Annotated in this window: 22 protein-coding genes; 10 read left to right on the top strand and 12 right to left on the bottom strand. The window is 39.2% G+C overall.

The window, feature by feature from the left end; translation table 11 throughout:
- Nucleotides 1-19: 19 nt before the first annotated feature.
- The 4 genes from metF to AC1M9N_RS03355 all read right to left on the bottom strand — a co-directional run bounded on the left by metF (nt 20) and on the right by AC1M9N_RS03355 (nt 3,316).
- The gene (metF, locus tag AC1M9N_RS03370) at nt 20-856 is read right to left on the bottom strand and encodes a methylenetetrahydrofolate reductase [NAD(P)H] (RefSeq protein ID WP_035266512.1); all 837 of its coding nucleotides are present in this window, start codon (nt 854-856) and stop codon (nt 20-22) included.
- 76 nt (nt 857-932) lie between these two features.
- Entirely contained in the window at nt 933-2,315 is a 1,383-nt protein-coding gene (ahcY, locus tag AC1M9N_RS03365) for an adenosylhomocysteinase (RefSeq protein ID WP_481588499.1), read from the bottom strand.
- 212 nt (nt 2,316-2,527) lie between these two features.
- The gene (locus AC1M9N_RS03360) at nt 2,528-2,761 is read right to left on the bottom strand and encodes a DUF6500 family protein (RefSeq protein WP_092766004.1); all 234 of its coding nucleotides are present in this window, start codon (nt 2,759-2,761) and stop codon (nt 2,528-2,530) included.
- 60 nt (nt 2,762-2,821) lie between these two features.
- Nucleotides 2,822-3,316 (bottom strand): DUF2938 family protein, encoded by a 495-nt coding sequence (locus AC1M9N_RS03355; protein ID WP_481954266.1) that lies wholly within the window; start codon nt 3,314-3,316, stop codon nt 2,822-2,824.
- A gap of 71 nt (nt 3,317-3,387) precedes the next feature.
- On the opposite strand from AC1M9N_RS03355, the gene AC1M9N_RS03350 reads away from it, so the two are divergent.
- Together AC1M9N_RS03350 and AC1M9N_RS03345 are read left to right on the top strand one after the other, a co-directional pair.
- Nucleotides 3,388-3,765 (top strand): MerR family transcriptional regulator, encoded by a 378-nt coding sequence (locus tag AC1M9N_RS03350; RefSeq protein ID WP_092766006.1) that lies wholly within the window; start codon nt 3,388-3,390, stop codon nt 3,763-3,765.
- 84 nt (nt 3,766-3,849) lie between these two features.
- Nucleotides 3,850-4,353 carry a cysteine peptidase family C39 domain-containing protein gene (locus AC1M9N_RS03345; RefSeq protein ID WP_481954265.1) on the top strand — a complete coding sequence of 168 codons (504 nt, stop codon included), beginning with the start codon at nt 3,850-3,852 and terminating at the stop codon, nt 4,351-4,353.
- Between the two features lie 132 nt (nt 4,354-4,485).
- On the opposite strand, the gene AC1M9N_RS03340 is transcribed toward AC1M9N_RS03345, so the two are convergent.
- Nucleotides 4,486-4,998: a tetratricopeptide repeat protein gene (locus AC1M9N_RS03340; protein WP_481954264.1), complete on the bottom strand. Its 513-nt coding sequence runs from the start codon at nt 4,996-4,998 to the stop codon at nt 4,486-4,488.
- A gap of 292 nt (nt 4,999-5,290) precedes the next feature.
- Here AC1M9N_RS03340 and AC1M9N_RS03335 point away from each other — a divergent pair, with 292 nt between their 5' ends.
- Nucleotides 5,291-6,889: a bifunctional 3-(3-hydroxy-phenyl)propionate/3-hydroxycinnamic acid hydroxylase gene (locus AC1M9N_RS03335; RefSeq protein WP_481954263.1), complete on the top strand. Its 1,599-nt coding sequence runs from the start codon at nt 5,291-5,293 to the stop codon at nt 6,887-6,889.
- 78 nt (nt 6,890-6,967) lie between these two features.
- On the opposite strand, the gene AC1M9N_RS03330 is transcribed toward AC1M9N_RS03335, so the two are convergent.
- The 4 genes from AC1M9N_RS03330 to AC1M9N_RS03315 form a co-directional block, all read right to left on the bottom strand.
- A complete protein-coding gene (locus AC1M9N_RS03330) occupies nt 6,968-7,861 on the bottom strand; it encodes a LysR substrate-binding domain-containing protein (RefSeq protein ID WP_481591312.1) in 894 nt (297 codons plus the stop codon).
- Nucleotides 7,862-8,014: 153 nt separating this feature from the next.
- Nucleotides 8,015-8,353: a DUF3325 domain-containing protein gene (locus AC1M9N_RS03325; RefSeq protein WP_481954262.1), complete on the bottom strand. Its 339-nt coding sequence runs from the start codon at nt 8,351-8,353 to the stop codon at nt 8,015-8,017.
- A gap of 5 nt (nt 8,354-8,358) precedes the next feature.
- Nucleotides 8,359-10,137 (bottom strand): PepSY-associated TM helix domain-containing protein, encoded by a 1,779-nt coding sequence (locus AC1M9N_RS03320; RefSeq protein WP_481954261.1) that lies wholly within the window; start codon nt 10,135-10,137, stop codon nt 8,359-8,361.
- Between the two features lie 3 nt (nt 10,138-10,140).
- Nucleotides 10,141-10,494 (bottom strand): hypothetical protein, encoded by a 354-nt coding sequence (locus AC1M9N_RS03315; RefSeq protein WP_035265656.1) that lies wholly within the window; start codon nt 10,492-10,494, stop codon nt 10,141-10,143.
- 164 nt (nt 10,495-10,658) lie between these two features.
- On the opposite strand from AC1M9N_RS03315, the gene rutD reads away from it, so the two are divergent.
- From rutD to AC1M9N_RS03280, 7 genes are all read left to right on the top strand, one after another.
- On the top strand, nt 10,659-11,453 hold the full coding sequence (rutD, locus tag AC1M9N_RS03310) for a pyrimidine utilization protein D (RefSeq protein WP_481591315.1): 795 nt from the start codon (nt 10,659-10,661) through the stop codon (nt 11,451-11,453).
- A gap of 301 nt (nt 11,454-11,754) precedes the next feature.
- Complete coding sequence (gene rutA / locus AC1M9N_RS03305; protein WP_481591316.1) at nt 11,755-12,867, top strand: pyrimidine utilization protein A; 1,113 nt, start codon at nt 11,755-11,757, stop codon at nt 12,865-12,867.
- The gene (gene rutB / locus AC1M9N_RS03300; RefSeq protein WP_481954260.1) at nt 12,864-13,613 is read left to right on the top strand and encodes a pyrimidine utilization protein B; all 750 of its coding nucleotides are present in this window, start codon (nt 12,864-12,866) and stop codon (nt 13,611-13,613) included. The genes rutA and rutB overlap by 4 nt, the downstream gene beginning before the upstream one ends.
- Before the next feature lie 33 nt (nt 13,614-13,646).
- The gene (gene rutC, locus AC1M9N_RS03295; RefSeq protein ID WP_035265663.1) at nt 13,647-14,027 is read left to right on the top strand and encodes a pyrimidine utilization protein C; all 381 of its coding nucleotides are present in this window, start codon (nt 13,647-13,649) and stop codon (nt 14,025-14,027) included.
- A 70-nt stretch (nt 14,028-14,097) separates the two neighbouring features.
- On the top strand, nt 14,098-14,637 hold the full coding sequence (gene rutF / locus AC1M9N_RS03290; RefSeq protein ID WP_481954259.1) for an NADH-dependent FMN reductase RutF: 540 nt from the start codon (nt 14,098-14,100) through the stop codon (nt 14,635-14,637).
- A 28-nt stretch (nt 14,638-14,665) separates the two neighbouring features.
- Nucleotides 14,666-16,036 (top strand): pyrimidine utilization transport protein G, encoded by a 1,371-nt coding sequence (gene rutG, locus AC1M9N_RS03285; protein ID WP_035265665.1) that lies wholly within the window; start codon nt 14,666-14,668, stop codon nt 16,034-16,036.
- Nucleotides 16,037-16,049: 13 nt separating this feature from the next.
- Entirely contained in the window at nt 16,050-16,916 is an 867-nt protein-coding gene (locus tag AC1M9N_RS03280) for an NAD(P)-dependent oxidoreductase (protein ID WP_481609410.1), read from the top strand.
- A 71-nt stretch (nt 16,917-16,987) separates the two neighbouring features.
- Here the strand turns inward: AC1M9N_RS03280 and AC1M9N_RS03275 are convergent, their stop codons facing one another.
- The 3 genes from AC1M9N_RS03275 to AC1M9N_RS03265 all read right to left on the bottom strand — a co-directional run bounded on the left by AC1M9N_RS03275 (nt 16,988) and on the right by AC1M9N_RS03265 (nt 21,336).
- Nucleotides 16,988-17,371: a carboxymuconolactone decarboxylase family protein gene (locus tag AC1M9N_RS03275; protein ID WP_481954258.1), complete on the bottom strand. Its 384-nt coding sequence runs from the start codon at nt 17,369-17,371 to the stop codon at nt 16,988-16,990.
- A gap of 50 nt (nt 17,372-17,421) precedes the next feature.
- On the bottom strand, nt 17,422-18,603 hold the full coding sequence (locus tag AC1M9N_RS03270; protein WP_481588487.1) for a thiolase family protein: 1,182 nt from the start codon (nt 18,601-18,603) through the stop codon (nt 17,422-17,424).
- Nucleotides 18,604-18,861: 258 nt separating this feature from the next.
- Nucleotides 18,862-21,336 carry an acyl-CoA dehydrogenase gene (locus AC1M9N_RS03265; RefSeq protein ID WP_481954257.1) on the bottom strand — a complete coding sequence of 825 codons (2,475 nt, stop codon included), beginning with the start codon at nt 21,334-21,336 and terminating at the stop codon, nt 18,862-18,864.
- Nucleotides 21,337-21,535: the final 199 nt, after the last annotated feature.

Here is a 21,535-nt window from a genome sequence, read left to right as displayed (position 1 = left end):
ATAAAAGAAGTCAGGAGACTTATGCTAGACCGAGGTCTTTTACAAGTTGACGAGTTGGATCAGTGGTGTTCATCGTATAAAAGTGTAAGCTTGGCGCACCACCAGCAATGAGGCGTTCACATAGCTTCACAATCACTTCATGACCAAAGGCTTTAATTGAAGCAGTGTCATCACCATAAGCCGCAAGTTGCTTACGAATCCAACGAGGGATTTCGGCACCGGTACCATCCGCAAAACGAATGAGATTGCTTGCATTGGTAATTGGCATAATGCCCGGCGCAACAGGAATATTCACACCTTCTTTTTGAATGCGCTCTACAAAGTAAAAATACGCATCTGGATTAAAGAAGAATTGAGTTAAGGCTGCATTTGCACCTGCATTGGCTTTCTCACAAAAGCGTTTGATGTCTAAATCAAAGCTATCTGCTTGTGGATGCATTTCAGGGTAAGCTGCAACTTCAATTTGGAAGTGGTCACCCGAATGTTCACGGATAAAGCGTACTAAATCCTGAGCATACGGTAATTCACCTAAGCCAACTTGACCGGAAGGTAAGTCACCACGTAGTGCAACAATACGGTCAATCCCTTGAGATTTATATAAATCCAGTAATTCTGCAATACGTTCTTTGCTATCACCAATACAAGAGAGGTGGGGAGCAACAGGCGTGCCTTTGCCATTAAAATCAGCTAAAGTCGAAAGTGTACGTTCACGTGTAGAACCACCTGCACCATAAGTCACAGAGAAAAACTCTGGATTCAGCAACTGCAGTTCTTGGTGAACAACCTTAAGTTTTTCCGCACCTGCATCAGTTTTGGTTGGGAAAAACTCAAAAGAAATTGGAATCTGTTTAGACATGTTCAAATCCTTTGTACTTATTTCAGCAAAATAGAATTCAAAGAAAAGCAGGCTGTTCAGCCTGCTTGTTCAAAGATTAGTATTTATAAGCGTCAGATTTGAATGGACCTTCAACAGCAACCCCAAGGTAGTCCGCTTGTTCTTGAGTTAATTGAGTCAGAACACCACCGAAACCTGCAACCATTGCTGCAGCAACTTCTTCATCTAATTTCTTAGGAAGAAGTTCAACACGAATCGCTGCTTGTTTTTGATCTTCAGGAAGATCAGCAAATTTCTCTGCGAACAAGTGCATTTGACCTAAAACTTGGTTCGCAAAAGAACCGTCCATCACGCGTGATGGGTGACCAGTTGCATTACCAAGATTTACTAAGCGACCTTCAGAAAGAAGAATGAGGTAATCATTTTCATTTTCTGAACGATATACTTGGTGAACTTGTGGTTTAACTTCAACCCATTTATAACCACGTAAGTAGTTGGTATCGATTTCAGTGTCAAAGTGACCGATATTACAAACTACTGCACCTGCTTTTAATGTATCAAGCATTGCAGCGTCACAAACGTGGTAGTTACCAGTCGTTGTTACGATTAAGTCAGTATTTTGAAGAAGGTCAGCGTTAACGTCTTCTTTTTTACCTGTTTGTACGCCATTCTTGTATGGAGAAACTACTTCATAACCGTCCATGCATGCTTGCATTGCACAGATTGGATCGATTTCAGAAACACGTACGATCATGCCTTCTTGACGAAGCGATTGCGCAGAACCTTTACCTACATCACCGTAACCAATTACAAGTGCACGACGACCAGATAACAGCATATCTGTCGCACGTTTGATCGCATCGTTTAGAGAGTGACGGCAACCGTATTTGTTGTCGTTTTTAGATTTAGTGACTGAATCGTTAACGTTGATCGCAGGCACTTTCAATGAACCGTCTTTCCACATTTCGAGAAGACGTTGAACACCTGTCGTGGTTTCTTCAGTAATACCGTGAATTTTTGCGAGTACTTCTGGGTATTTTTCATGAACAAGCGCAGTTAAGTCACCACCGTCGTCCAGAATCATGTTGGCATCCCAAGGCGTACCATTTACATTAATTTGTTGTTCAAGACACCACATGTATTCTTCTTCAGTTTCGCCTTTCCAAGCAAATACTGGAACACCAGAAGCTGCAATAGCTGCCGCAGCGTGGTCTTGAGTTGAGAAAATGTTGCAAGATGTCCAACGAACTTCAGCACCAAGCTCTACCAAAGTTTCGATAAGAACAGCTGTTTGGATTGTCATGTGGATACAACCCAAAATTTTAGCACCAGCAAGTGGTTTAGCCGCAGAGTAACGCTTACGCAGACCCATAAGGGCTGGCATTTCAGCTTCTGCAAGTTTGATTTCTTTACGGCCGTAGTCAGCAAGTGAAATATCGGCAACTTTATAATCTGTAAATGAAGCATTAACCGCGTTCATCACGATCTCCTTATAAAAAACAAAAATTGATCATTATGTTCGCGGATGCCGTTGTTGGTCGATCTGAGCAGATTGACCGATCGTCGAGCCTGGCGCTTTTACATTTTGTACTTGTAAAACGTCGCAGCATCCCTCGACTAGGGCAGTATTGTACTTCTAAACTTGCGAATTTCCAATGTTAAGTTGGTTATTGGTGATTCAAAGTATTTCAATTAAATCGCGTCAACTTCAGATTCCGATGATATTAGAGATTTTATTTTCTGTGCTTTTTCAAAGTGGTCAAGTTTATGTTTCATGATCCACCAATGAGCTACTTCCATGAGTGCATCGGGGTCATTATTTTTATTTGAAAAGAAAGCATAAAATGACAAACCTACAGATTCTCCCTTCCGATCGATTTTTTCATCACAAATTCGAATAATTTTGTCTTTGATTGATTTATTCATTTTGGCAACGTATTAGAAATTTAATTTAAAATTTTTATCATTCAATCTATCAAGCTTTCATTAGTGTAATGTTGAGAAAATGTAGGATTGAATAATTTGGGCTATAAATAAACCGATTCCGAAGTTTAAGTGTGCCACTAAGCTATTTTTTATGCTGATCCATTGATTGGGCGTTTTACTCGCAAAGAAACCAAATCCAAGAATAGGTTGCATCACCAAAAATGGGATAATAGCAGTTGAAAGTCCAAATAAAATAGAAGATATAAAAGCTTCCAAAGTAGTATGTGAATTATCGATATAAGTATAAATTAAAGCGAAAAAAATACCGATTATATAATGCAATACCCAACCCGTAATGTATTCAAATTTGTGTACAGGGGCTTCGGTAATATTTCTGTATACGTATTTTTTATTTTTAACTAAAAAGAAAAACCTACCCAAATAAGCATAGTTAAATGAGGGGATTTTAAAAATCATCGCTCTTGCCCAACCTAAAAAATCCATAATTAAAGTAGCGCTTAGGCCTAAGGCTAAAATGTAAATTAAAATATTCATGAAAGGATGACTCTCTAATTTAAGTCATGCTAGTGTGCAACTTAAAGCTAACTTGAAGTCAAGGTGCATTAATGGAAATAGATATAGGTGATCTAGCTGATCGGACAAATACTTCAACTGCCACGATTAGGTTTTATGAATCAAAAGGACTTATTCGATCTATTGGAAGGAAAGGGCTTAGAAGACAGTATTCATCCCGAGCAATACAGAATATCTCATTAATCAAGATCTTCCAAAATGGTGGTATGACGCTGAGCCAAATTAAAAATATGGCAATTGATCATGAAAAAATTAAAATTAAAAGAGATCAAGTTAGGGAAGCAAAAAACGAAATCAAAGATAAAATTGAGACTTTAAATAACTTGCTCTTAATTTTGACACACGTTGAAAAATGTCCATACGATGACCATTTACAATGTCCAGACTTTTTGAAACTTTTAGATGAGTGAGCTTGAATTTTGTATTTAATTTCTTAAATTTTGAAGAAGATTATTTGTTATAATTGATAGCTCAATAAATAATATATATTTTTGATGGAAATTCCCCAAGAACTCGCTAACCTCGAAGCTAATGCTGGCATTTACGCCGTATGGATGCTCTTTCAACATCTTGGGTTAGACCCAGATATTGAACAACTAAAAGAAGTCTGTGGTTATGTAGAAGGTGATGGAACGACCACGATCGGTCTAGCGGTGGGACTTAAAAAATTTGGCTTAGATGTGGAATTTACCACAGATGAAGACAATGCACTTCAAGAGCAAGAAAAGCAAAGCTATTTAGAAGCTGAAAAACTTGCGCTAAAAATATCCCCCGCAATCAGCTATCAAGATATTCAAATCGCATTTGAAGCCAATAAATTCGTGATCGTGTATTACGATACTTTAGAAGGCATTGGTAATCATTCATTGATATATGACATCAATGAAGAGGAAATCTGCTTTTTTGATAGTTTTGAAGCAATGCCGAAAAAAGTATTTGAACAGCAAAGGGCAGTAGACGGGATCTGTAGACAAGCCATCATCGCTGAAGTTAATTAATATCTAAAAGTAAGTTTCTATCTTATAGTGGGTTGCTATCTTAAGGTGTGTTATAGTTTCAAAAAGATCTAAAGTAGTTCAATAAAAAGCCTTCAATCATGAAGGCTTTTGAGGCAAAAAACGAGATTTATCTCAAGTGCTTGATTGAGCCTTTTCCTGCCAATAATCAGCTTTTTCCTCGTTGACATCCACACCTAAACCATGTGCATAGATGGCAGATAAATCACGCATTGCTTGAGTATCACCAAGTTCAGCGGCTTGAGTCACCAATTCAACAGATTTTTGTACATCTTTTTCGACCACATTACCACGACGGTAATAACCTGCGAGCTCTAAAATTGCAGCAGCATGTTGATGTTTACTAGCTTGCGTGAGCCAGTTAAAACCGTACTCAAAGTTTAGTTTTGCATCTTCAGGATCTTCGTCTAAAACTTCTTTTGCATAATGGGTATAACCTTCCCCTAACCAGTACATCGCTTCGACATGACCCAATTGACCAGCACGTAAAGCCCATTCTTCTGCAAGCGCAATGTCTTCATCGTGTTCACTCGTCATATAAAGTTCAGCAAGTTCAAATTGAGCAGCGGCATTACCTGCATGAGCACGATTTTCGAGAGCAATCGGGACGGTAACACGTTTCGTCATAGTGGGATTCCATGGCTTCAAAGCGAAGCAAAAAATATTAAAGTTGTTCCCTGATTATACTGTAAAACTGATTCAAAGCTTGAATAGTATGGTTCGAGCCTATTTACTAAGATATTTTGTAGATGAATTACAAATTCAACTATAGGTAAAAGCTATAGATGAGCGACATAAATTAAGGTTTTTTGATGGAATTGAAGTAAAAGTGACAATTTCTTAAATTTCATAAGACCTTAGCATAACTTTTTCCTATGCTGAAAATCCTCTCTAATGCGAATATTAGAGGAGATTGACCATGTCACAGACCAACACTTATTCAGCAGATGTGATCGTACTTGGTGCAGGCCCAGTCGGTTTAACGATGGCGAACGGCCTTGGCCTTGCGGGCTTAAAAGTAAAAGTGATTGAACAGCTCGATCAATTGATTGATTATCCTCGTGCAATTGGTATTGATGATGAATCTCTAAGAACAATGCAATCGATTGGTTTGATCAACAAAGTATTGCCGCATACCACTCCCGATCATGCGATGCGTTTTCTTACGCCTTCAGGCCGTTGTTTTGCAGATATCCAACCTAAAACACGTGAGTTTGGTTTCCCTCGTCGTAACGCATTCGTACAACCTTATGTTGATGCAGAATTATTGGAAGGTTTAGAACGTTTTGATGATGTGGAAGTACTTTTTTCTCGTCAACTTCAAAGTTTTAAGCAGACTGAAGATCAAGTTGAAGTTCAAATCCAAAATAAAGATAAAACAATTGAATATATAACTGCAAAGTATCTTGTGGCATGTGATGGCGGTAATAGCTACGTTCGCCGTATGTTGAATATTCCTTTTGAAGGTAAAACTGCACCAAACCAATGGATTGTTGTCGATATTGCAAACGATCCATTGGCGACACCACATATTTACTTATGTTGCGATCCAGTACGTCCATATGTGTCAGCGGCTTTACCACATGGTATCCGTCGTTTTGAATTTATGGTGATGCCAGGGGAGACGCAAGAGCAACTGAGTCAACCTGAAAACATGGCTAAACTTTTATCCAAAGTATTACCAAACACTGAAAATATCGATGTGATCCGAAATCGTGTTTATACCCATAATGCACGTATTGCCAGTAGATTTAAAGAAGGTCGTATCTTACTTGCGGGAGATGCAGCGCACATCATGCCAGTATGGCAGGGACAGGGTTATAACAGTGGAATGCGTGATGCGTTCAATTTATCTTGGAAACTGGCTATGGTCGTACAAGGTAAAGTAGATTCTAAAGTTCTAGATTCTTATCAAGAAGAGCGTCATGATCATGCCAAAGCGATGATTGATTTATCTGTTACAGCAGGCCATGTGCTAGCTCCGCCTAAAAAATGGCAAGGTACTGCGCGTGATGCTATTTCATATGTTCTAAATTACATTAAACCAGTTAAACAATATTTGTTGGAAATGCGCTTTAAGCCAATGCCACAATATAAATCTGGTATTTTGGTTGGACAGGTCAATAAGACATCACCAATCGGTAAAATGTTTATTCAACCTAAAATGCAAGACAGCACAGGTCAGGTGAAATTACTGGATGATTTTATTGGTCAAGGCTTTGCTATTATTGCTTGGGGAGTAGATCCGACTTGGGGACTCACACCAACAAGTATTCAAAAATGGAAAGCATTGGGTGTGAAATTTATTAAAGTCGTTCCACCTGAACAATTGAATACTGATGCTCATGATGATGAAATATTGACACTTGGGGATACGGAGCATGCGATTCGAGCATGGTTTGGTCGTACTCAATACTCGATGGCATTTTTAAGACCAGATAAATTTGTCGCTGGCTTAAGTATTCCTCAGACGAGCGAAGAGCTCAGTCAAAAACTGTTTGATAAACTTGGCGTTTAATCAAAAAGTTTAAGACTAATCTAAAAGAAAACCTGCAAATTTGCAGGTTTTTTTATTTTTAAAATAGCGTTCAAAGTTTTAAAAAATATGACAATGAAAGTGTTGGCTTAGAATATTTTTCACAGTTTGCAAATGCTTACTTTGATCTTGTTTTCTGAAACTCAAATATAAGCTGATATTCGGTAAATCGATTTCAGTTGATTTAATTAAGACATTTTCACTGAGCAAGCTTTCAACATATTTTGGAACAATGGTCCAACCGACTTGCATCGCTACAAGATTAATATTCATTAAAATGTTACTCGAGTATTGAGCAACTTGAATAGATGTATTTAGAGCTTCAAAAATGTTTTGAATTTTTTGGAATAAGATCGGTGAGGCAGTTTCCTCGCTCATGATAAATTTTTGGGCAATTAAATCCTGTTTTGAAATACAGTCTAAATGCGCATGGGCTGAATGACGAGGAATCAGCAAGATCAGAGGCTCACTGAACAATTCGATAGAGGTAATATGCTCATCATCGATACATTGGCGAGTGAATGCGACATCAATTTTTTGATCACGAAGTGCTTGGATTTGATGTACACAGCTCAAACTATGAAATTGAATATCTAAATCAGGCTGTTGTGCACGAATAATAGGCATGACATAGGGAAAAATTTTCATTTCTGCCACAGGTAAAAAGCCAATATTTAATTTATTTCTCTTGGTATTCGCCATGATTTGAATCTTGTGTTTGGCATCTTGAGCAAGTTTCAAGATATGACGTGCATCTTTTAAAAAAGTTTCTCCTTCCTCTGTGAGCGATAAGCTTCTGCTTTTACGAATCAGCAGGGATGTACCTAACTCCGCTTCAAGATCTTTAATTTGCTGACTTAAAGAGGGCTGCGCTATAAAGAGTTTTTCTGCAGCACGCGTAAAATTAAGTTCTTCGGCAACTGAGACGAAATATTTCAAATGTCGAAGTTCCATGCGTACCGATCCTTAATCGCCATAATAAATGAGGTTGATTATACGTTTGAATTGCTAGAACTTCAGCGTGATTCACGTTTAAAGCTAATTTAAGAAGAAAAAAAACGACCCATATTGAAATGAAATATTGGTCGGTTTTTATCAAGTAAAGTATTAAATGATTGAGAAGATCAAGCTAATGAATCCAATAAAGGATACGCCCAAAATGATTTTTTTTATTTGTGACTCAAAATAGGTCAGACAAAGTGCAACAAAAAGCGCAGCGAATGTCAGTACACCAATCCAATAACTCATCATATTACTGACTTGTCCTTTGCTCATGCAGAGGATGAGCCCTAACGACAGGAATCCCCATCCAACCATTGAGGCTATTTTCTGGTGTTTAGCACTCAATGTTTGACCAAAAATTTGTTTTTGATGCTTTTGCATTGCACTGGCTAAACCTATAAAACCTAAAGTACAAACTGCCCAAATGAGGAGAAAAAAGCTCATGGTGATTACCCCTCTACCTTAGGTAAAACTTGACTCTTTTTTAATGGAGTTCCTTGATGATTTTGAACTTTGTAAAGTACAAAATAAAAAACCATTGCTAAAACTAGCATCGCCAGATCGAACGAAGCAATAACCCATTGACCGTGAGCTATAGAACGCCATAAAGGTTGACCACCTGTGATAAAGTTTACAAGCGGAAGTAAAGCGAAAAGCAGGGTAGCGAGACCCAGTAATTCAAGCCAAGCTTGGCGATGGGTGCGAAAAACAGCATAAACAAGTGTGAAGAGCCACACAATAAAGAATGTACGGATTTCCCAGTTTAAACGCATTTCCATATCGGCAGGGATAAAACGGTTTGCATAAAAATAAGCTGCACAAGCAATTGGTAAGCCGATAATCGCAGCGATGTTGGTAATCTCGACCGTACGATACCCAAAGGATTTATAACCTTGTTTCGCTTGTTGAGGTGCACGTTTGACGCACCATAAAATTAATCCTGTTGCGACCATTAGCGTGCCAACGATACCAGAAAAAAAGATTATCCAACGTAAGGCTAAATCAACTCCTCGTGCTTCATGTAGAACAGTGGCAACATTGTAAATGCCATTGGGAATAGAAGGATTTTTGAGTTGAGCGGAATCATCTGTAATGTTTTGACCTGTCACACCATTGAAGTCTAAAGTTTCATATACGCCACGATGAGCGATACTTGCGCCGTTTAAAGCACGTAACTCAATGGTCGCCTTCGATGTATTAGGTGCTTTAATTGTGATCGAACCAATCGGATTGTTTTTCCACTTCGCTTCAGCTTGAGTGAGGATCGGAGCAATATCTGTGAGTGGTGCAGGTTCATCTTTTCGATCTTGGTTGCGCGTACGTCGACTTTCACCTCGATTCTTTCTCTCACCATCCATTTTGTTAGTATGTTCATTTGATGCTGACTGCGTACCACGAGCCTCAATTTCTGTACGAGCATTCATCATTGAGCGCTGATTTCCTTGCGGTTGATCAGTACGAGTCTGCCCTTGTGGTTCTGCTGGATTTTGAATTAAGGATTTTCGTTGGTCTTGTAGAAAGGCGCCACGATTGTCATAAATTTGCTCTACCCCCCATGGCATGATGGTAAACAATAATAAAAGTAAACCACTAAAAGTGATCATGATATGAAAGGGAAGTGCGAATACAGCTGTTGCATTATGTGCGTCTAACCAAGAACGCTGTCCTTTACCTGTTCTAAAGGTAAAGAAATCTTTAAAGATTTTCTTATGGGTGATGATGCCACTAATAATTGCAACAAGCATAAACATAGTTGCTATGCCCACAATCCAACGTGACCATATACGTGGCATTCCGTATAATTCAAAATGGAAACGATACAGAAAGCTACCACCACGGGTTTCACGGGCTTCTAATACTTTACCTGTGGCACTGTCAATCGTCACACGTTCACCACCGCGACGAGCATTGGGATCTTCTCCGACACTCCGGATATTCAGTGTGGTGTAATTTTGACGAGCATTGGGTAATTGAATTCCCCAGCTCCCTGCATCAGCATGATTATTCTGCAAATATTGCAGAGCCACTTGCGTCTGCTCAAGTTGAGATCGGCTTGGAATCGATTGGTGATACTCGGGTTTCATCCATGTGCTGATTTCTGCTTGGAAAAAACTCAAAGTACCGGTTACAAAGATGGCATACAGCAACCATCCTAGTATCAAACTAGCCCAAGTATGTAACCATGACATAGACTGGCGTGGGCCTTCAGCTTTGGCATCACTTCTCATGAATTAGTTCCCCATGATTTTATAGATGAGAAATAAAGCAAGGCTAGGTAAGACGATGCCCAGTGTAGCTTTTCTGGTTTTGTGAACCATAAAAACCCAAATAAACGCTGCACACTGTAAACAGAAAGCAATGAGCGTTGCTGACATCGCTGCGCTAGATTGATATGTGCTAAATGTTTGTGCAATCACGATAGCAGAGAGGGATGCAAGCAAATAACCTCCAATACCCGCCAATAAAAAACGATAGAGCACCATCAGGCGATAACTAATAGAAACTGATTTAGTAGTTTTACGAGTTTTTTTTACTTGATTCCCAAGTGTTAACTCGCCTGGTAGTTCGAATTCTGTACTGTTCATAAAAGTAAGAAAGTGTGAGTGTATGTAATTATTGTAAATGATAACAATTATTGTTTATCTTTAGAATTATAAATTTAGCATTTTAGAAATAAATTTTTTTATTGAATTAGCTTGGGCATGTTAATTGCAGCGTTGTAGTTATTTTTTATCGATAGTTAAAATTTATGACGTATCAAGTTTTTTACTGCAAAGCTAATCCTGATGCTCAATTTGTGTTGTTATCTTCAGGGTTAGGAGGGCATGGACATTTTTGGCATCCTCAATTAGATATATTGACTCAATTTTTTCATGTCATTACATATGATCAACAAGGATGTCATGCAGATGCTGCATTACTAGCACCAACTTATTCAATGACCGATATGGCAATACAAGTGATACAGATTTTAGAGGATCTAAAGATCGATGAATTCCATTTTATCGGTCATGCTTTAGGTGGGCATATTGGAGCGGAGTTAGCCGTTTTAATTCAAAATACAAAATTGGAAATGTTGAGTTTGACCAGTATTAATGCGTGGGACTCACTAGATCCACATACGCTCAAATGTTTTGAAGCTCGAGAATCGTTATTACAAAATGCTGGTGCAGAGGCATATGTTAGAGCTCAAGCATTATTTCTTTATCCACCTGTATGGATCTCTGTTAATATCGATCAAATACAACAAGCAGAAAATAATCAACTCCGAAACTTTCCACCAAAAGAGAATGTACTGAGACGTCTGAAGGCTTTAAAGGAATTTAAAATAACGAATGAACATATCACCGCACTTCAACGAACTCCAATTCACTTGATTGCAAATCGTGATGATTTCTTGGTTCCAGTACATAAGACTCTTGATCTTCAGAAAAATTTTGTACATGCACAATGCTCAATTTTTGATGTAGGTGCACATGCTTCTACTGTGACTGAGCCAAATATCACTAATCAGGCACTTATTCAATTTCTTCGATCACTCTAGCATTTGAAACTTTTCAATTGCATATAAAAACCCACGATTGAGATCGTGGGTTTTTTAATTATTTTACCAAATGGTATTTTTTTGGAACATCTTGTGCACTTTTTTATGACGTTATTTAGGAGTAATGGGTATTGGGATTATGTGATTAATTTATCATAAGGTAAAATATAAGATTATTAAGTTGTTGTAATATATAATGAAATAATAATTGGCACATCATTTGCTAAATATCTAATACAAGCTCGAAAGCTTAATCCTACTAAATCAAATTTAACTGATCGTTAAATTAGGAGTGTTAGATATGAAAATTGGTGTCTTTTGTCCGATCGGAAATAATGGCTGGTTACTCTCAGAAAATGCTCCTCAATACAAACCAAGTTTTGAGTTAAATAAAAAAATTGTCCAACGCGCAGAGCATTATGGTTTTGACTTTGCATTGTCTATGATCAAGCTGCGTGGTTTTGGGGGTAAAACTGAGTTTTGGGATCACAACTTAGAAACTTTTACGCTTATGGCGGGTCTTGCTGCAGTCACCAGCAAAATAAAAATTTATGCAACGGCTGCGACGCTAGTGATGCCGCCTGCCATAGTTGCACGCATGGCATCTACGATTGATTCAATTTCGAATGGTCGTTTCGGCCTAAATGTCGTCACAGGTTGGCAAGCGCCAGAATATACCCAAATGGGCATGTGGCCCGGTGATGAATATTTCGGAAAGCGTTATGAATACTTATCTGAATACGTACAAATTCTGCGTGAATTATGGGCAACAGGTAAATCTGATTTTAAAGGTGACCATTTCCAAATGGATGATTGCCGAGTTAGCCCACGCCCGCAAGCAGAGATGAAAATTATCTGCGCTGGTCAATCGGATACAGGTTTGGAATTTTCTGCTCAACACGCTGATTACAATTTTGTTTTTGGTAAAGGGCTTAATACACCAACAGCATATGCAGAAATCAACGATCGTTTAAAAGCAAAAACAGATATTACGGGTCGTGATGTTCAAACCTACGTTTTGTTCATGATTATCGCTGCTGAAACAGACGAAGAAGCGATGGCGAAGTGGCAACATTATAACGATGGCGCTGATATTGAAGCGATCAACTGGTTAATGAATCAAGGCGGAAAAGATACTAAATCCGGTGCAGATACTAATATTCGTCAAATGGCTTCATCAGTATCACCAGTCAACATCAATATGGGGACGTTAGTGGGTTCTTACGAAACTATCGCAAAAATGCTAGATGAGATTAGCGAGGTAAAAGGAACTGAAGGCATTTTACTGACATTTGATGATTTTGTTAAAGGTGTTGAAAGTTTTGGACAACGGATTCAGCCGCTTATGAAATGTCGTGAACATGTTGTGGTTGAAGGAATGAGTTCAGAACCTGTGTTGGAGAAAATCGCATGAGTCATTTAGAAAATACCGTTGAAGCTGGATTTACTGCACAAGCGGGTACGGGTGTAAAACTCAAAGCCGAACCGGAAAATATTGTGCTTGCACCTGAGCAAACAGCATTAATCGTGATTGATATGCAAAATGCGTATACGTCAAAAGGTGGTTATTTAGATCTTGCTGGGTTTGATGTGTCGACGACAAAACCTGTGGTTGAAAATATTAAAAAGGCAGTTTCTGCAGCACATGATGCTGGTATTCAAGTGATCTATTTCAAAAACGGTTGGGATAATCAATATCGTGAAGCAGGTGGTATTGATTCACCAAACTTTCATAAATCAAATGCACTGAAGACTATGCGTAAGCGTCCTGAGCTACAAGGCAAATTGTTAGCAAAAGGGGATTGGGATTTTGAGTTGATTGATGAGTTGGTGCCAGCTCCTCAAGATATTGTGATTGAAAAGCCTCGTTATAGTGGATTCTTTAACACAGCGCTAGACAGCATGCTCAGAGTGCGTGGAATTCGTAATTTGGTTTTTGTTGGTATCGCCACCAATGTATGCGTTGAATCGACGCTCAGAGATGGCTTCTTTCTAGAATATTTTGGCGTGGCTTTAGACGATGCCTGTCATCAAGCAGGGCCAAAAGAAGCCCATGTCGCAAGTATGTATAACATAAAAACCTTCTTTGGATGGGTGACGGATACAGAAAGTTTTGTCAGTAGTTTTGCAGATCAACCAACACTCGCTGAAAGCGCATAGATATTTATAAATTTTAAAATTAGGAAATAAGTCATGTCAAAAGAAGTCATTATTCCAGTGGGTTCAGGTAAGCCACTCGCACCGTATTCGCCAGCAACTAAAGCAGACAACATTGTCTATGTTTCAGGCACTTTGCCTTTTGATGAAAACAACAATGTAGTTCATGTTGGAGACGTAGCAGCACAGACACGCCATGTCCTTGAAACAATAAAGAAGGTCATCGAAACTGCTGGCGGAACAATGTCTGACATTACTTTCAACCATATTTTTCTGACAGATTGGGCAAACTACGCTGCAATGAATGAAGTATATGCCGAATATTTTCCGAATGCAGAACCAGCTCGTTACTGTGTTCAAACAGGATTAGTCAAACCTGATGCACTCATCGAAATTGCTTCGATTGCTCATGTTTAATTTGAAAGCTTTCATCACCCTATTATGAGTCCCTCACTGACTGCTTAGGCGATGAGGGATGGAGAACACTATGAATGCAAATGTGAAATCAATCAATTTACCCGAGGCAGTGAGTGCCACATTCAATATTGACCAACAGGTTTTTAGGCAAGGAATGTCGAATTTAGGTGCAGCTGTCAATGTCATTACTACAGCTGGTCTAGCAGGAAAAGCTGGCTTCACAGCTTCAGCTGTATGTAGTGTGACAGATACGCCACCAACATTGCTGGTATGTCTAAATCGATCAGCATCAGTATTTGAAACATTTAAAAGTAATCAGGTTTTGTGTGTCAATACTTTAAGTAGTAGTCAAAAGCATTTATCAAATGTGTTTGGGGGTAAAACTCCAATGGCAGAACGTTTCGAAAAGGGGGATTGGTCAACATTAGTCACAGGTGCACCTATTTTAGAAGGTGCGCTAGTGAGTTTTGATTGTGAAGTCGTACAAAGTTTATCGGTGGGCAGTCATGATGTTTTGTTCTGCCATGTAAAGGGGATGAAACAGCAAGCGGGTGAAAAAGCCCTCATGTATTTTAAACGCGCATATTGCGAGCCAGTTCCAATGGTCTAAAACAGCATGCTTGATCAGGAGAAGGTCGATGAGCACAAAAGAAACATGGTTTCCAAAATTTAAACCTTTCCAAGGAAATCTAGACACGACCGCAGTTCAAGTAGATGAGTACTTGCCGCCAGGTAAAAGTATGGTATTGGGGCTGCAGCATGCATTTGCAATGTTTGGAGCAACAGTACTTGCCCCTTTACTGATGGGTTTCGATCCGAATCTTACAATGTTTATTACGGGTATTGGGACAATATTATTTTTCCTAATGACTGGGGGGCGTATGCCGAGCTATTTAGGTTCGAGCTTCGCTTTCATTGGAGCAGTCATTGCAGTCACTGGTTATACCGGTGTTGGCTTAAATCCAAACTTAGGCTTAGCACTTGGCGGTACCATTGCATGCGGTATTTTGTACGCCTTGATCGGTTTGATCGTGATGAAAACTGGCACAGCATGGATTGAAAAATTGATGCCACCAATTGTGACTGGAGCAATTGTGATGATCATTGGTTTGCATTTAGCGCCAGTGGCGATCAAAAGTGTCTCTGCTAATCAGTTTGATTCATGGATGGCTCTAATCACGATTATTTGTATTAGTGTAATCGCCGTATTTACTAAGGGCATGATCCGTAGATTGTTATTGCTCATTGGCTTAGTGGCTTCTTACTTTATTTATTTTTTACTCACCAATGTTTTGGGTTTTGGTACAGCGATCGATTTTACTAAAGTCAGTGAGGCAGCTTGGTTCGGTTTACCTACTTTTCATGCGCCAGTGTTTGAATTTAATGCCATGCTGCTTATTGCTCCCGTAGCGATCATCTTAGTTGCAGAGAATCTAGGACATTTCAAAGCAGTATCTGCAATGACTGGACGTAATCTTTCACCATATATGGGACGAGGTTTCTTTGCTGATGGTGTATGTACGACCTTGTCCGCATCAGTGGGTGGAACAGGAATGACAACATATGCTGAGAACATTGGTGTGATGGCGGTAACCAAAATTTATGCGACCACCATATTTTTATTTGCTGGCGTATTTGCAATTTTGCTAGGTCTATCACCAAAATTTGGCGCGGTTATTAGTACGATTCCTGTCGCATTATTAGGGGGAGCTTCGATTGTTGTTTTCGGTCTGATTACAGTGGCCGGTGCTAAAATTTGGGTGGACAACCGCGTAGATTTTACCAAAAACAGTACTCTATTGATTGCTGCTGTCACCTTAATTATGGGGACAGGCAATTATAGTTTACAAATTGGCAATTTTGATTTGGGTGGAATAGGGACTGCAACATTAGCGGCTATTTTATTGAATCTTTTCTTAAATCGCGAAGATAAGAATGTGCAAACAGTAGAGCTCGAGAACAAACCGCATTCACCAGAAGCAACGGCACTCCCTAACACTCAAATTTAAGGTGAAATTAAAAATGAAAATTGCATTTATCGGTTTAGGTGCTATGGGATGGCACATGGCGAGCCATTTACCAAAACTAGGATTTGAAGTTTTGGTTTGGAACCGTAATTTTGAAAAAGCAGAAGCACATGCACAAACATTTGGTACTAAAGCGACCTCTGTCGATCAAGCAGTGAAAGCAGATTTTATTTTCAGTTGCTTACCCACCAGTGCAGATGTCGAACAGCTTATTGCTCAAAATCCTCCGGTCAAGGGGAGCGTATGGATCGACTGTACCAGTGGTGTACCTGTAAGTGCTTTAAAACTTGCAAATCAGTTGAAATTTAATGGTGTTGAATATTTAGATGCCCCCGTTTCTGGGCAAACTATAGGTGCTGAAAAAGGGACACTGACGGTAATGGTTGGGGGTGATTTCGATGCTTATAAGCGTGCAAAACCGATTATTCAGGCATTTGCAGGATTAATTGAATATGTCGGGGAGAGTGGTTCTGGATTTGCTGTTAAAGCAGTGAATAACACGTTGATGGCAACCCATCTATGGGCACTCGCAGAAGGATTGACGGTATTAAAGTCAAAAGGAGTAGATTTGAATAGTGCATTGAATTGTATTAATCATTCTAGTGGTAAAAGTTCAATGTCTGAAAATATTATGGCGCAACGTGTTCTGAGTCGTGCGTTTCCAAAAACCTTTGCGTTAGATCTTTTACAAAAGGATATAGGAATTGCGACTGATCTAATTCAAGAGCAAGCGTTGAATTTGCCAGCGATGCAACTTATACAAAATCAGTATATGCAAATTGAAAAAGTGAAAGCTCAAGATTCTGATTTTTCAGCTGTGGTTCAGGTGCTTGAACATCAATCTAAAATTGAATTAAGTTAAATCTAGCGTCCAAATACCTTAAATACCGCTTAATGTAGATTAAGCGGTTTATCTATGAATGCTCAATGAGATTAGCTTTGTTGATATTCATTAATGACTTCTAACGCGGCTATAAATGCTTCTTGTGTAGCTGGAGCACCACAGTACGGCAAGCTGTGCAAAAGAACCTCTTGGATTTCCTCAACAGTTGCGCCGTTATTTAAAGCACCACGTACATGACCTTTAAGTTCTGTTGGGCTTTTTTGGGCTGTTAAAAATGCAATCGTGATTAACGAACGATACTTGCGTGGTAAAACGCCTTCACGTTGCCAAGTTGAACCCCATGCATGCTCATTAATCCAATCTTGAAGTGGTTGAGTAAATGGAACTGTATTGTCTTGTGCTCGTTTGACAAAAGTTTCTCCCATCACTTCTGTACGAACTTTTAAACCATTTTCATAATCTTGTTTTGACATTTTTTTCCTCATAAAAAAAGCGCATCTTGAGATGCGCTATAGCATAAATATTAAGCTGGGATTTCAATCGCAATCGCAGTTGCTTCTCCACCACCAATGCAAAGTGCGGCAACACCTTTTGTTTTACCTAAGCGTTTTAATGCATGGATGAGAGTCAAAATAATTCGTGAACCTGATGACCCCAATGGATGTCCGAGTGCACAAGCTCCACCGTGGATATTCACTTTTTCAGGATCTAAATGAAAAGCATCGATCGCTGCCATGGTCACCATCGCAAACGCTTCATTAATTTCCCACAAATCCACGTCTTCAACAGTCCAGCCCGCTTTGTTTAATACTTTTTCTATTGCACCAACAGGTGCGATGGTAAATTCTGATGGGTGTTGAGAGTGCGTTGCGTAAGCTTTAATCGTTGCTAAAGTTGAAAGTCCCTTTGCTGTTGCGAGTTCAGCAGAAGTCACTAAAAATGCTGATGCACCATCACTAATTGAACTGGCATTGGCTGCAGTAATTGTACCGTCTTTAGCAAATGCTGGGCGTAGCGTAGGAATTTTATCAATTTTTGCTGTAAATGGATTTTCATCTTGGGCAACGATGACATCGCCTTTACGTGAACTTACTGTAACAGGGGTGATTTCATCTTTGAAATAATTATTTTGAATCGCATTCTGAGCACGAGTTAAGGAGCGAATCGCGAAATCGTCTTGTTGTTCACGTGTGTAGTTTTTCTTATCTGCCATTTCTTGAGCAAGAATACCCATTGAATAGCCAGTTTCAGCATCTTCCAAACCTTCTTGGAACATGTGATCAATCACTTTGCCATGTCCCATACGGTAACCTGCGCGTGCTTTGTCCATGAGATAAGGTGCATTCGACATGGATTCCATTCCGCCAGCGACAATAATATTTGCCGAGCCAGCTTTAATGGCATCTGCAGCTTGCATCACGGCTTTCATGCCAGACCCACAGATTTTATTGATCGTTGTTGCACCTACATGATCTGGTACACCTGCAATTCGCATCGCTTGACGAGCAGGACCTTGTTTTAATCCCGCAGGTAAAACACAGCCCATAATCACTTCATCTAGTTGGTCTGCAGCAAGCTTAGATTGGTCAAGTACGGCTTTAATGACTTCAGCACCAAGTTGCGGGGCTGTTAAGCTTGAAAGTCCTCCCTGAAAGCTACCCATAGCGGTACGGCTACCTGCAACTAATACGATTTCTTGACTCATAGCGTTGATCCTTGTCCTGTAGTTTATATGATTCAAATGCGTGTCAATTTCATATGTTCAAAATTTAATGACAGCTATTTTATTAGTTGTAATCACATTATCATAAAAAATGAATAAAGATTCATTATTTTGTTTTCATTTAATTTCGCTTATTTTGATGTTGTTTTCTATAACACCATAGTGGAATGAAATATAAAAAGTGGAATGAAAAATAAAAAACGACCCTTTAGGATCGTTTTTTCAGAAGCAATTGAGTGACTAGTATTGTGTAGATTTTGACAACACCTGAGCGTGAGGGTTCTCAAGTTCTAAACTCTGGTTAAGTTCAGTATCGAAAACATCGGTCAACATACTGTCAAAACGTTTAGCGTTATACGTAAGTAACTGATCTGCTTCAGCCTGAGTGATGAACTTGTCATTAAGAGCAGACTCAATGTGCTCTTCAAAAGTCAGACCTGTAAATTGGCCTTTGGATTCAGCCTTTTTAAACTTATTCCATAATTCCTCAATTTGAAGCAACATTTGGAATGTAGACTCCATGCGCCCATTGACATCATCGGGATCAGTACTATAGAAGACATGTTTTTTTAATTCATTGCGGAAAGCATTTTCCTGAAGAATTAGTTCACCTAATTTAAGTTTCAAGGCATCCGATGGTTGAGCAATAGGACGACCAAAAGGGAAACAAATGAGTTTGACTAAGCTTGCGGCGATTTTTACAGGGAAGTTATCAAAAAGACCATAGAAAGCTTCTTGAGATGCATATAATGCTTTCTCAAGTGCGAGTTTAGCATGCAGTTGTTCAGCTTCAGTACGTTGACCATTTTCATAAAATTTAAGAATTGCAGTCGCAATAAATAAATGTGAATGCATATCTGCTAATCGTCCAGACAGCATTTCTTTGCGTTTGATATCACCTGCAAGGAGGCCTAAGCACATATCTGCGACTAAGGCAAAATTAGCACTCAAACGATTAATGGTTTTGTAGTAAGGGCGACTGAAATCATCAGCTTTTACTGAGCCTTCTGTTGATCCGCCTATAAAACCATAAGCAAATGATTTAGCGGTTCGATTAAATGTATAACCCAAATGCTTATAAAGAATGTCATTAAAATCTTTTAATGCTGCATCTTTATTTTCGGCTTGTAAAAGTTGTAATTCTTCAAATAAATAGGGATGACAACGCATCGAACCTTGACCAAAAATCATCAGTGAACGACTCAGAATATTGGCACCCTCAACAGTAATCGAAACAGGGATCGCTTGGTACATGAGCGCCAAGAAGTTACGAGGACCCATTTGAATAGCACGCCCGCCCACAATGTCCATACTATGATTAACAATCTTACGCATGGTCTCAGTTGCGTAGTATTTTGCCATTGCAGTCATGACTGCAGGTTTACCCCCTTGGTTTAGGCCACAAGTCACTAGGTAACGGAATGCTTCAAGCATATAGGTATCGCTAGCGATATCACTTGAAACCTCTTGAACACCTTCGAATTTACCGACTGAAATTTTGAATTGTTGACGGACACGAGCAAAGGCGCCGACATTTAAATAACACATTTCACCTGCAGCTGTTGATAGTGCTGGAAGAGAAATACCGCGGCCAACTGCCAGACATTCCATCAGCATACGCCAGCCTTTACCTGCATTTTCTACACCACCAATAATCCAATCCAGCGGAATGAAGACATCTTTACCATCCACGGTACCATTCATAAATGGTGAACCTGGATTATGGCGTGCTCCTACAATCACACCTTCATGATCAGCTGGTAATAGGGCACAGGTGATTCCGTATTCAGTTTTGTTTTTATCACCTAGTAAACCTTCAGGGTCATATAATTTGAAAGCTAAACCGACCACCGTAGCAACAGGGGCAAGTGTAATCCAACGTTTGGAAAAATTCATTTTTAGGCCAAGAACTTCTTGTCCTTCAAATTGACCATAACAAACCACACCTGTGTCAGGAATTGCACCTGCATCTGAACCTGCTTCAGGGCTTGTTAAACCAAAACAAGGAATTTCTTCACCTTTTGCTAAACCTGGTAAATAACGATTCTTTTGATCTTCAGTACCGTAGTGTAAGAGTAATTCTCCTGGACCTAAAGAGTTAGGCACCATACAACTGACAGCAGTGGTAAGTGAGCGCGAGGCAATCTTACTCATGATACGGCTTTGCGCAAATGAGCTGAATTGTTTACCGCCGTATTCTTTAGGGATAATTAAACCCAGAAAACCTTTGGATTTAATAAATGACCAGACTTCTTCAGGGAGGTCTTTACGATGATGGTGAATATCCCATTCATCCAGCATCTGGCAGAGCTGTTCGACTTCATGATCGATAAATGATTGTTCTTCTTCAGACAGTGTGGGGTACGGATACTGATCAAATTTCTTCCAGTCTGGTGCCCCCATAAATAATTCTTTTTCCCACCAACTGGTTCCTGCATCTAATGCTTCACGCTCGGTACTACTCATTGTTGGCATTGCATTGGCTAGAGCTTTATAGGCAGGTTGTGTAATAAATTTCATCCTTAACGTATCAATACTGACAATCAATGAAATTAGGATAAAAGGAATACCGAGTATCAGCGACCAAGGGCTGATCAACGCAACTAAAATAGATACGACTGTGAGTGTGATAGCCCCAGAAGTTCTTGAGAATTCGAAATAAAAAATAGCCCAGAGTGTTATAAATAGAATAATTAAACTGAGTATAAAAAACATTATGAACTGCTCCATTTATGATTTGGTCATGGAGCCAATACCCACAGTAAATTTAATCAAAGCACAAACATCAGATCTACAGCGATATTGGATCATGAAATGTGAAACGAAAGCGTTGAGTTCTAAAACGGACGCATATTAATACTTATATTGGATAAGATTGTTTGAAAAATATTCAAAATTCAAGCTGAAGAGAGAT

This window comes from Acinetobacter sp. ANC_7655 (assembly GCF_056784015.1).
The sequence above is the reverse complement of the archived record's forward strand: the minus strand, read 5'-3'. Positions and strand labels throughout refer to the sequence as shown.

What these genes read in the sequence shown, in the direction of transcription:
- metF (WP_035266512.1), bottom strand. Translation starts at nt 856, where the DNA reads ATGTCTAAACAGATTCCAATTTCTTTTGAGTTTTTCCCAACCAAAACT.
- ahcY (WP_481588499.1), bottom strand. Translation starts at nt 2,315, where the DNA reads ATGAACGCGGTTAATGCTTCATTTACAGATTATAAAGTTGCCGATATT.
- AC1M9N_RS03360 (WP_092766004.1), bottom strand. Translation starts at nt 2,761, where the DNA reads ATGAATAAATCAATCAAAGACAAAATTATTCGAATTTGTGATGAAAAA.
- AC1M9N_RS03355 (WP_481954266.1), bottom strand. Translation starts at nt 3,316, where the DNA reads ATGAATATTTTAATTTACATTTTAGCCTTAGGCCTAAGCGCTACTTTA.
- AC1M9N_RS03350 (WP_092766006.1), top strand. Translation starts at nt 3,388, where the DNA reads ATGGAAATAGATATAGGTGATCTAGCTGATCGGACAAATACTTCAACT.
- AC1M9N_RS03345 (WP_481954265.1), top strand. Translation starts at nt 3,850, where the DNA reads ATGGAAATTCCCCAAGAACTCGCTAACCTCGAAGCTAATGCTGGCATT.
- AC1M9N_RS03340 (WP_481954264.1), bottom strand. Translation starts at nt 4,998, where the DNA reads ATGACGAAACGTGTTACCGTCCCGATTGCTCTCGAAAATCGTGCTCAT.
- AC1M9N_RS03335 (WP_481954263.1), top strand. Translation starts at nt 5,291, where the DNA reads ATGTCACAGACCAACACTTATTCAGCAGATGTGATCGTACTTGGTGCA.
- AC1M9N_RS03330 (WP_481591312.1), bottom strand. Translation starts at nt 7,861, where the DNA reads ATGGAACTTCGACATTTGAAATATTTCGTCTCAGTTGCCGAAGAACTT.
- AC1M9N_RS03325 (WP_481954262.1), bottom strand. Translation starts at nt 8,353, where the DNA reads ATGAGCTTTTTTCTCCTCATTTGGGCAGTTTGTACTTTAGGTTTTATA.
- AC1M9N_RS03320 (WP_481954261.1), bottom strand. Translation starts at nt 10,137, where the DNA reads ATGAGAAGTGATGCCAAAGCTGAAGGCCCACGCCAGTCTATGTCATGG.
- AC1M9N_RS03315 (WP_035265656.1), bottom strand. Translation starts at nt 10,494, where the DNA reads ATGAACAGTACAGAATTCGAACTACCAGGCGAGTTAACACTTGGGAAT.
- rutD (WP_481591315.1), top strand. Translation starts at nt 10,659, where the DNA reads ATGACGTATCAAGTTTTTTACTGCAAAGCTAATCCTGATGCTCAATTT.
- rutA (WP_481591316.1), top strand. Translation starts at nt 11,755, where the DNA reads ATGAAAATTGGTGTCTTTTGTCCGATCGGAAATAATGGCTGGTTACTC.
- rutB (WP_481954260.1), top strand. Translation starts at nt 12,864, where the DNA reads ATGAGTCATTTAGAAAATACCGTTGAAGCTGGATTTACTGCACAAGCG.
- rutC (WP_035265663.1), top strand. Translation starts at nt 13,647, where the DNA reads ATGTCAAAAGAAGTCATTATTCCAGTGGGTTCAGGTAAGCCACTCGCA.
- rutF (WP_481954259.1), top strand. Translation starts at nt 14,098, where the DNA reads ATGAATGCAAATGTGAAATCAATCAATTTACCCGAGGCAGTGAGTGCC.
- rutG (WP_035265665.1), top strand. Translation starts at nt 14,666, where the DNA reads ATGAGCACAAAAGAAACATGGTTTCCAAAATTTAAACCTTTCCAAGGA.
- AC1M9N_RS03280 (WP_481609410.1), top strand. Translation starts at nt 16,050, where the DNA reads ATGAAAATTGCATTTATCGGTTTAGGTGCTATGGGATGGCACATGGCG.
- AC1M9N_RS03275 (WP_481954258.1), bottom strand. Translation starts at nt 17,371, where the DNA reads ATGTCAAAACAAGATTATGAAAATGGTTTAAAAGTTCGTACAGAAGTG.
- AC1M9N_RS03270 (WP_481588487.1), bottom strand. Translation starts at nt 18,603, where the DNA reads ATGAGTCAAGAAATCGTATTAGTTGCAGGTAGCCGTACCGCTATGGGT.
- AC1M9N_RS03265 (WP_481954257.1), bottom strand. Translation starts at nt 21,336, where the DNA reads ATGTTTTTTATACTCAGTTTAATTATTCTATTTATAACACTCTGGGCT.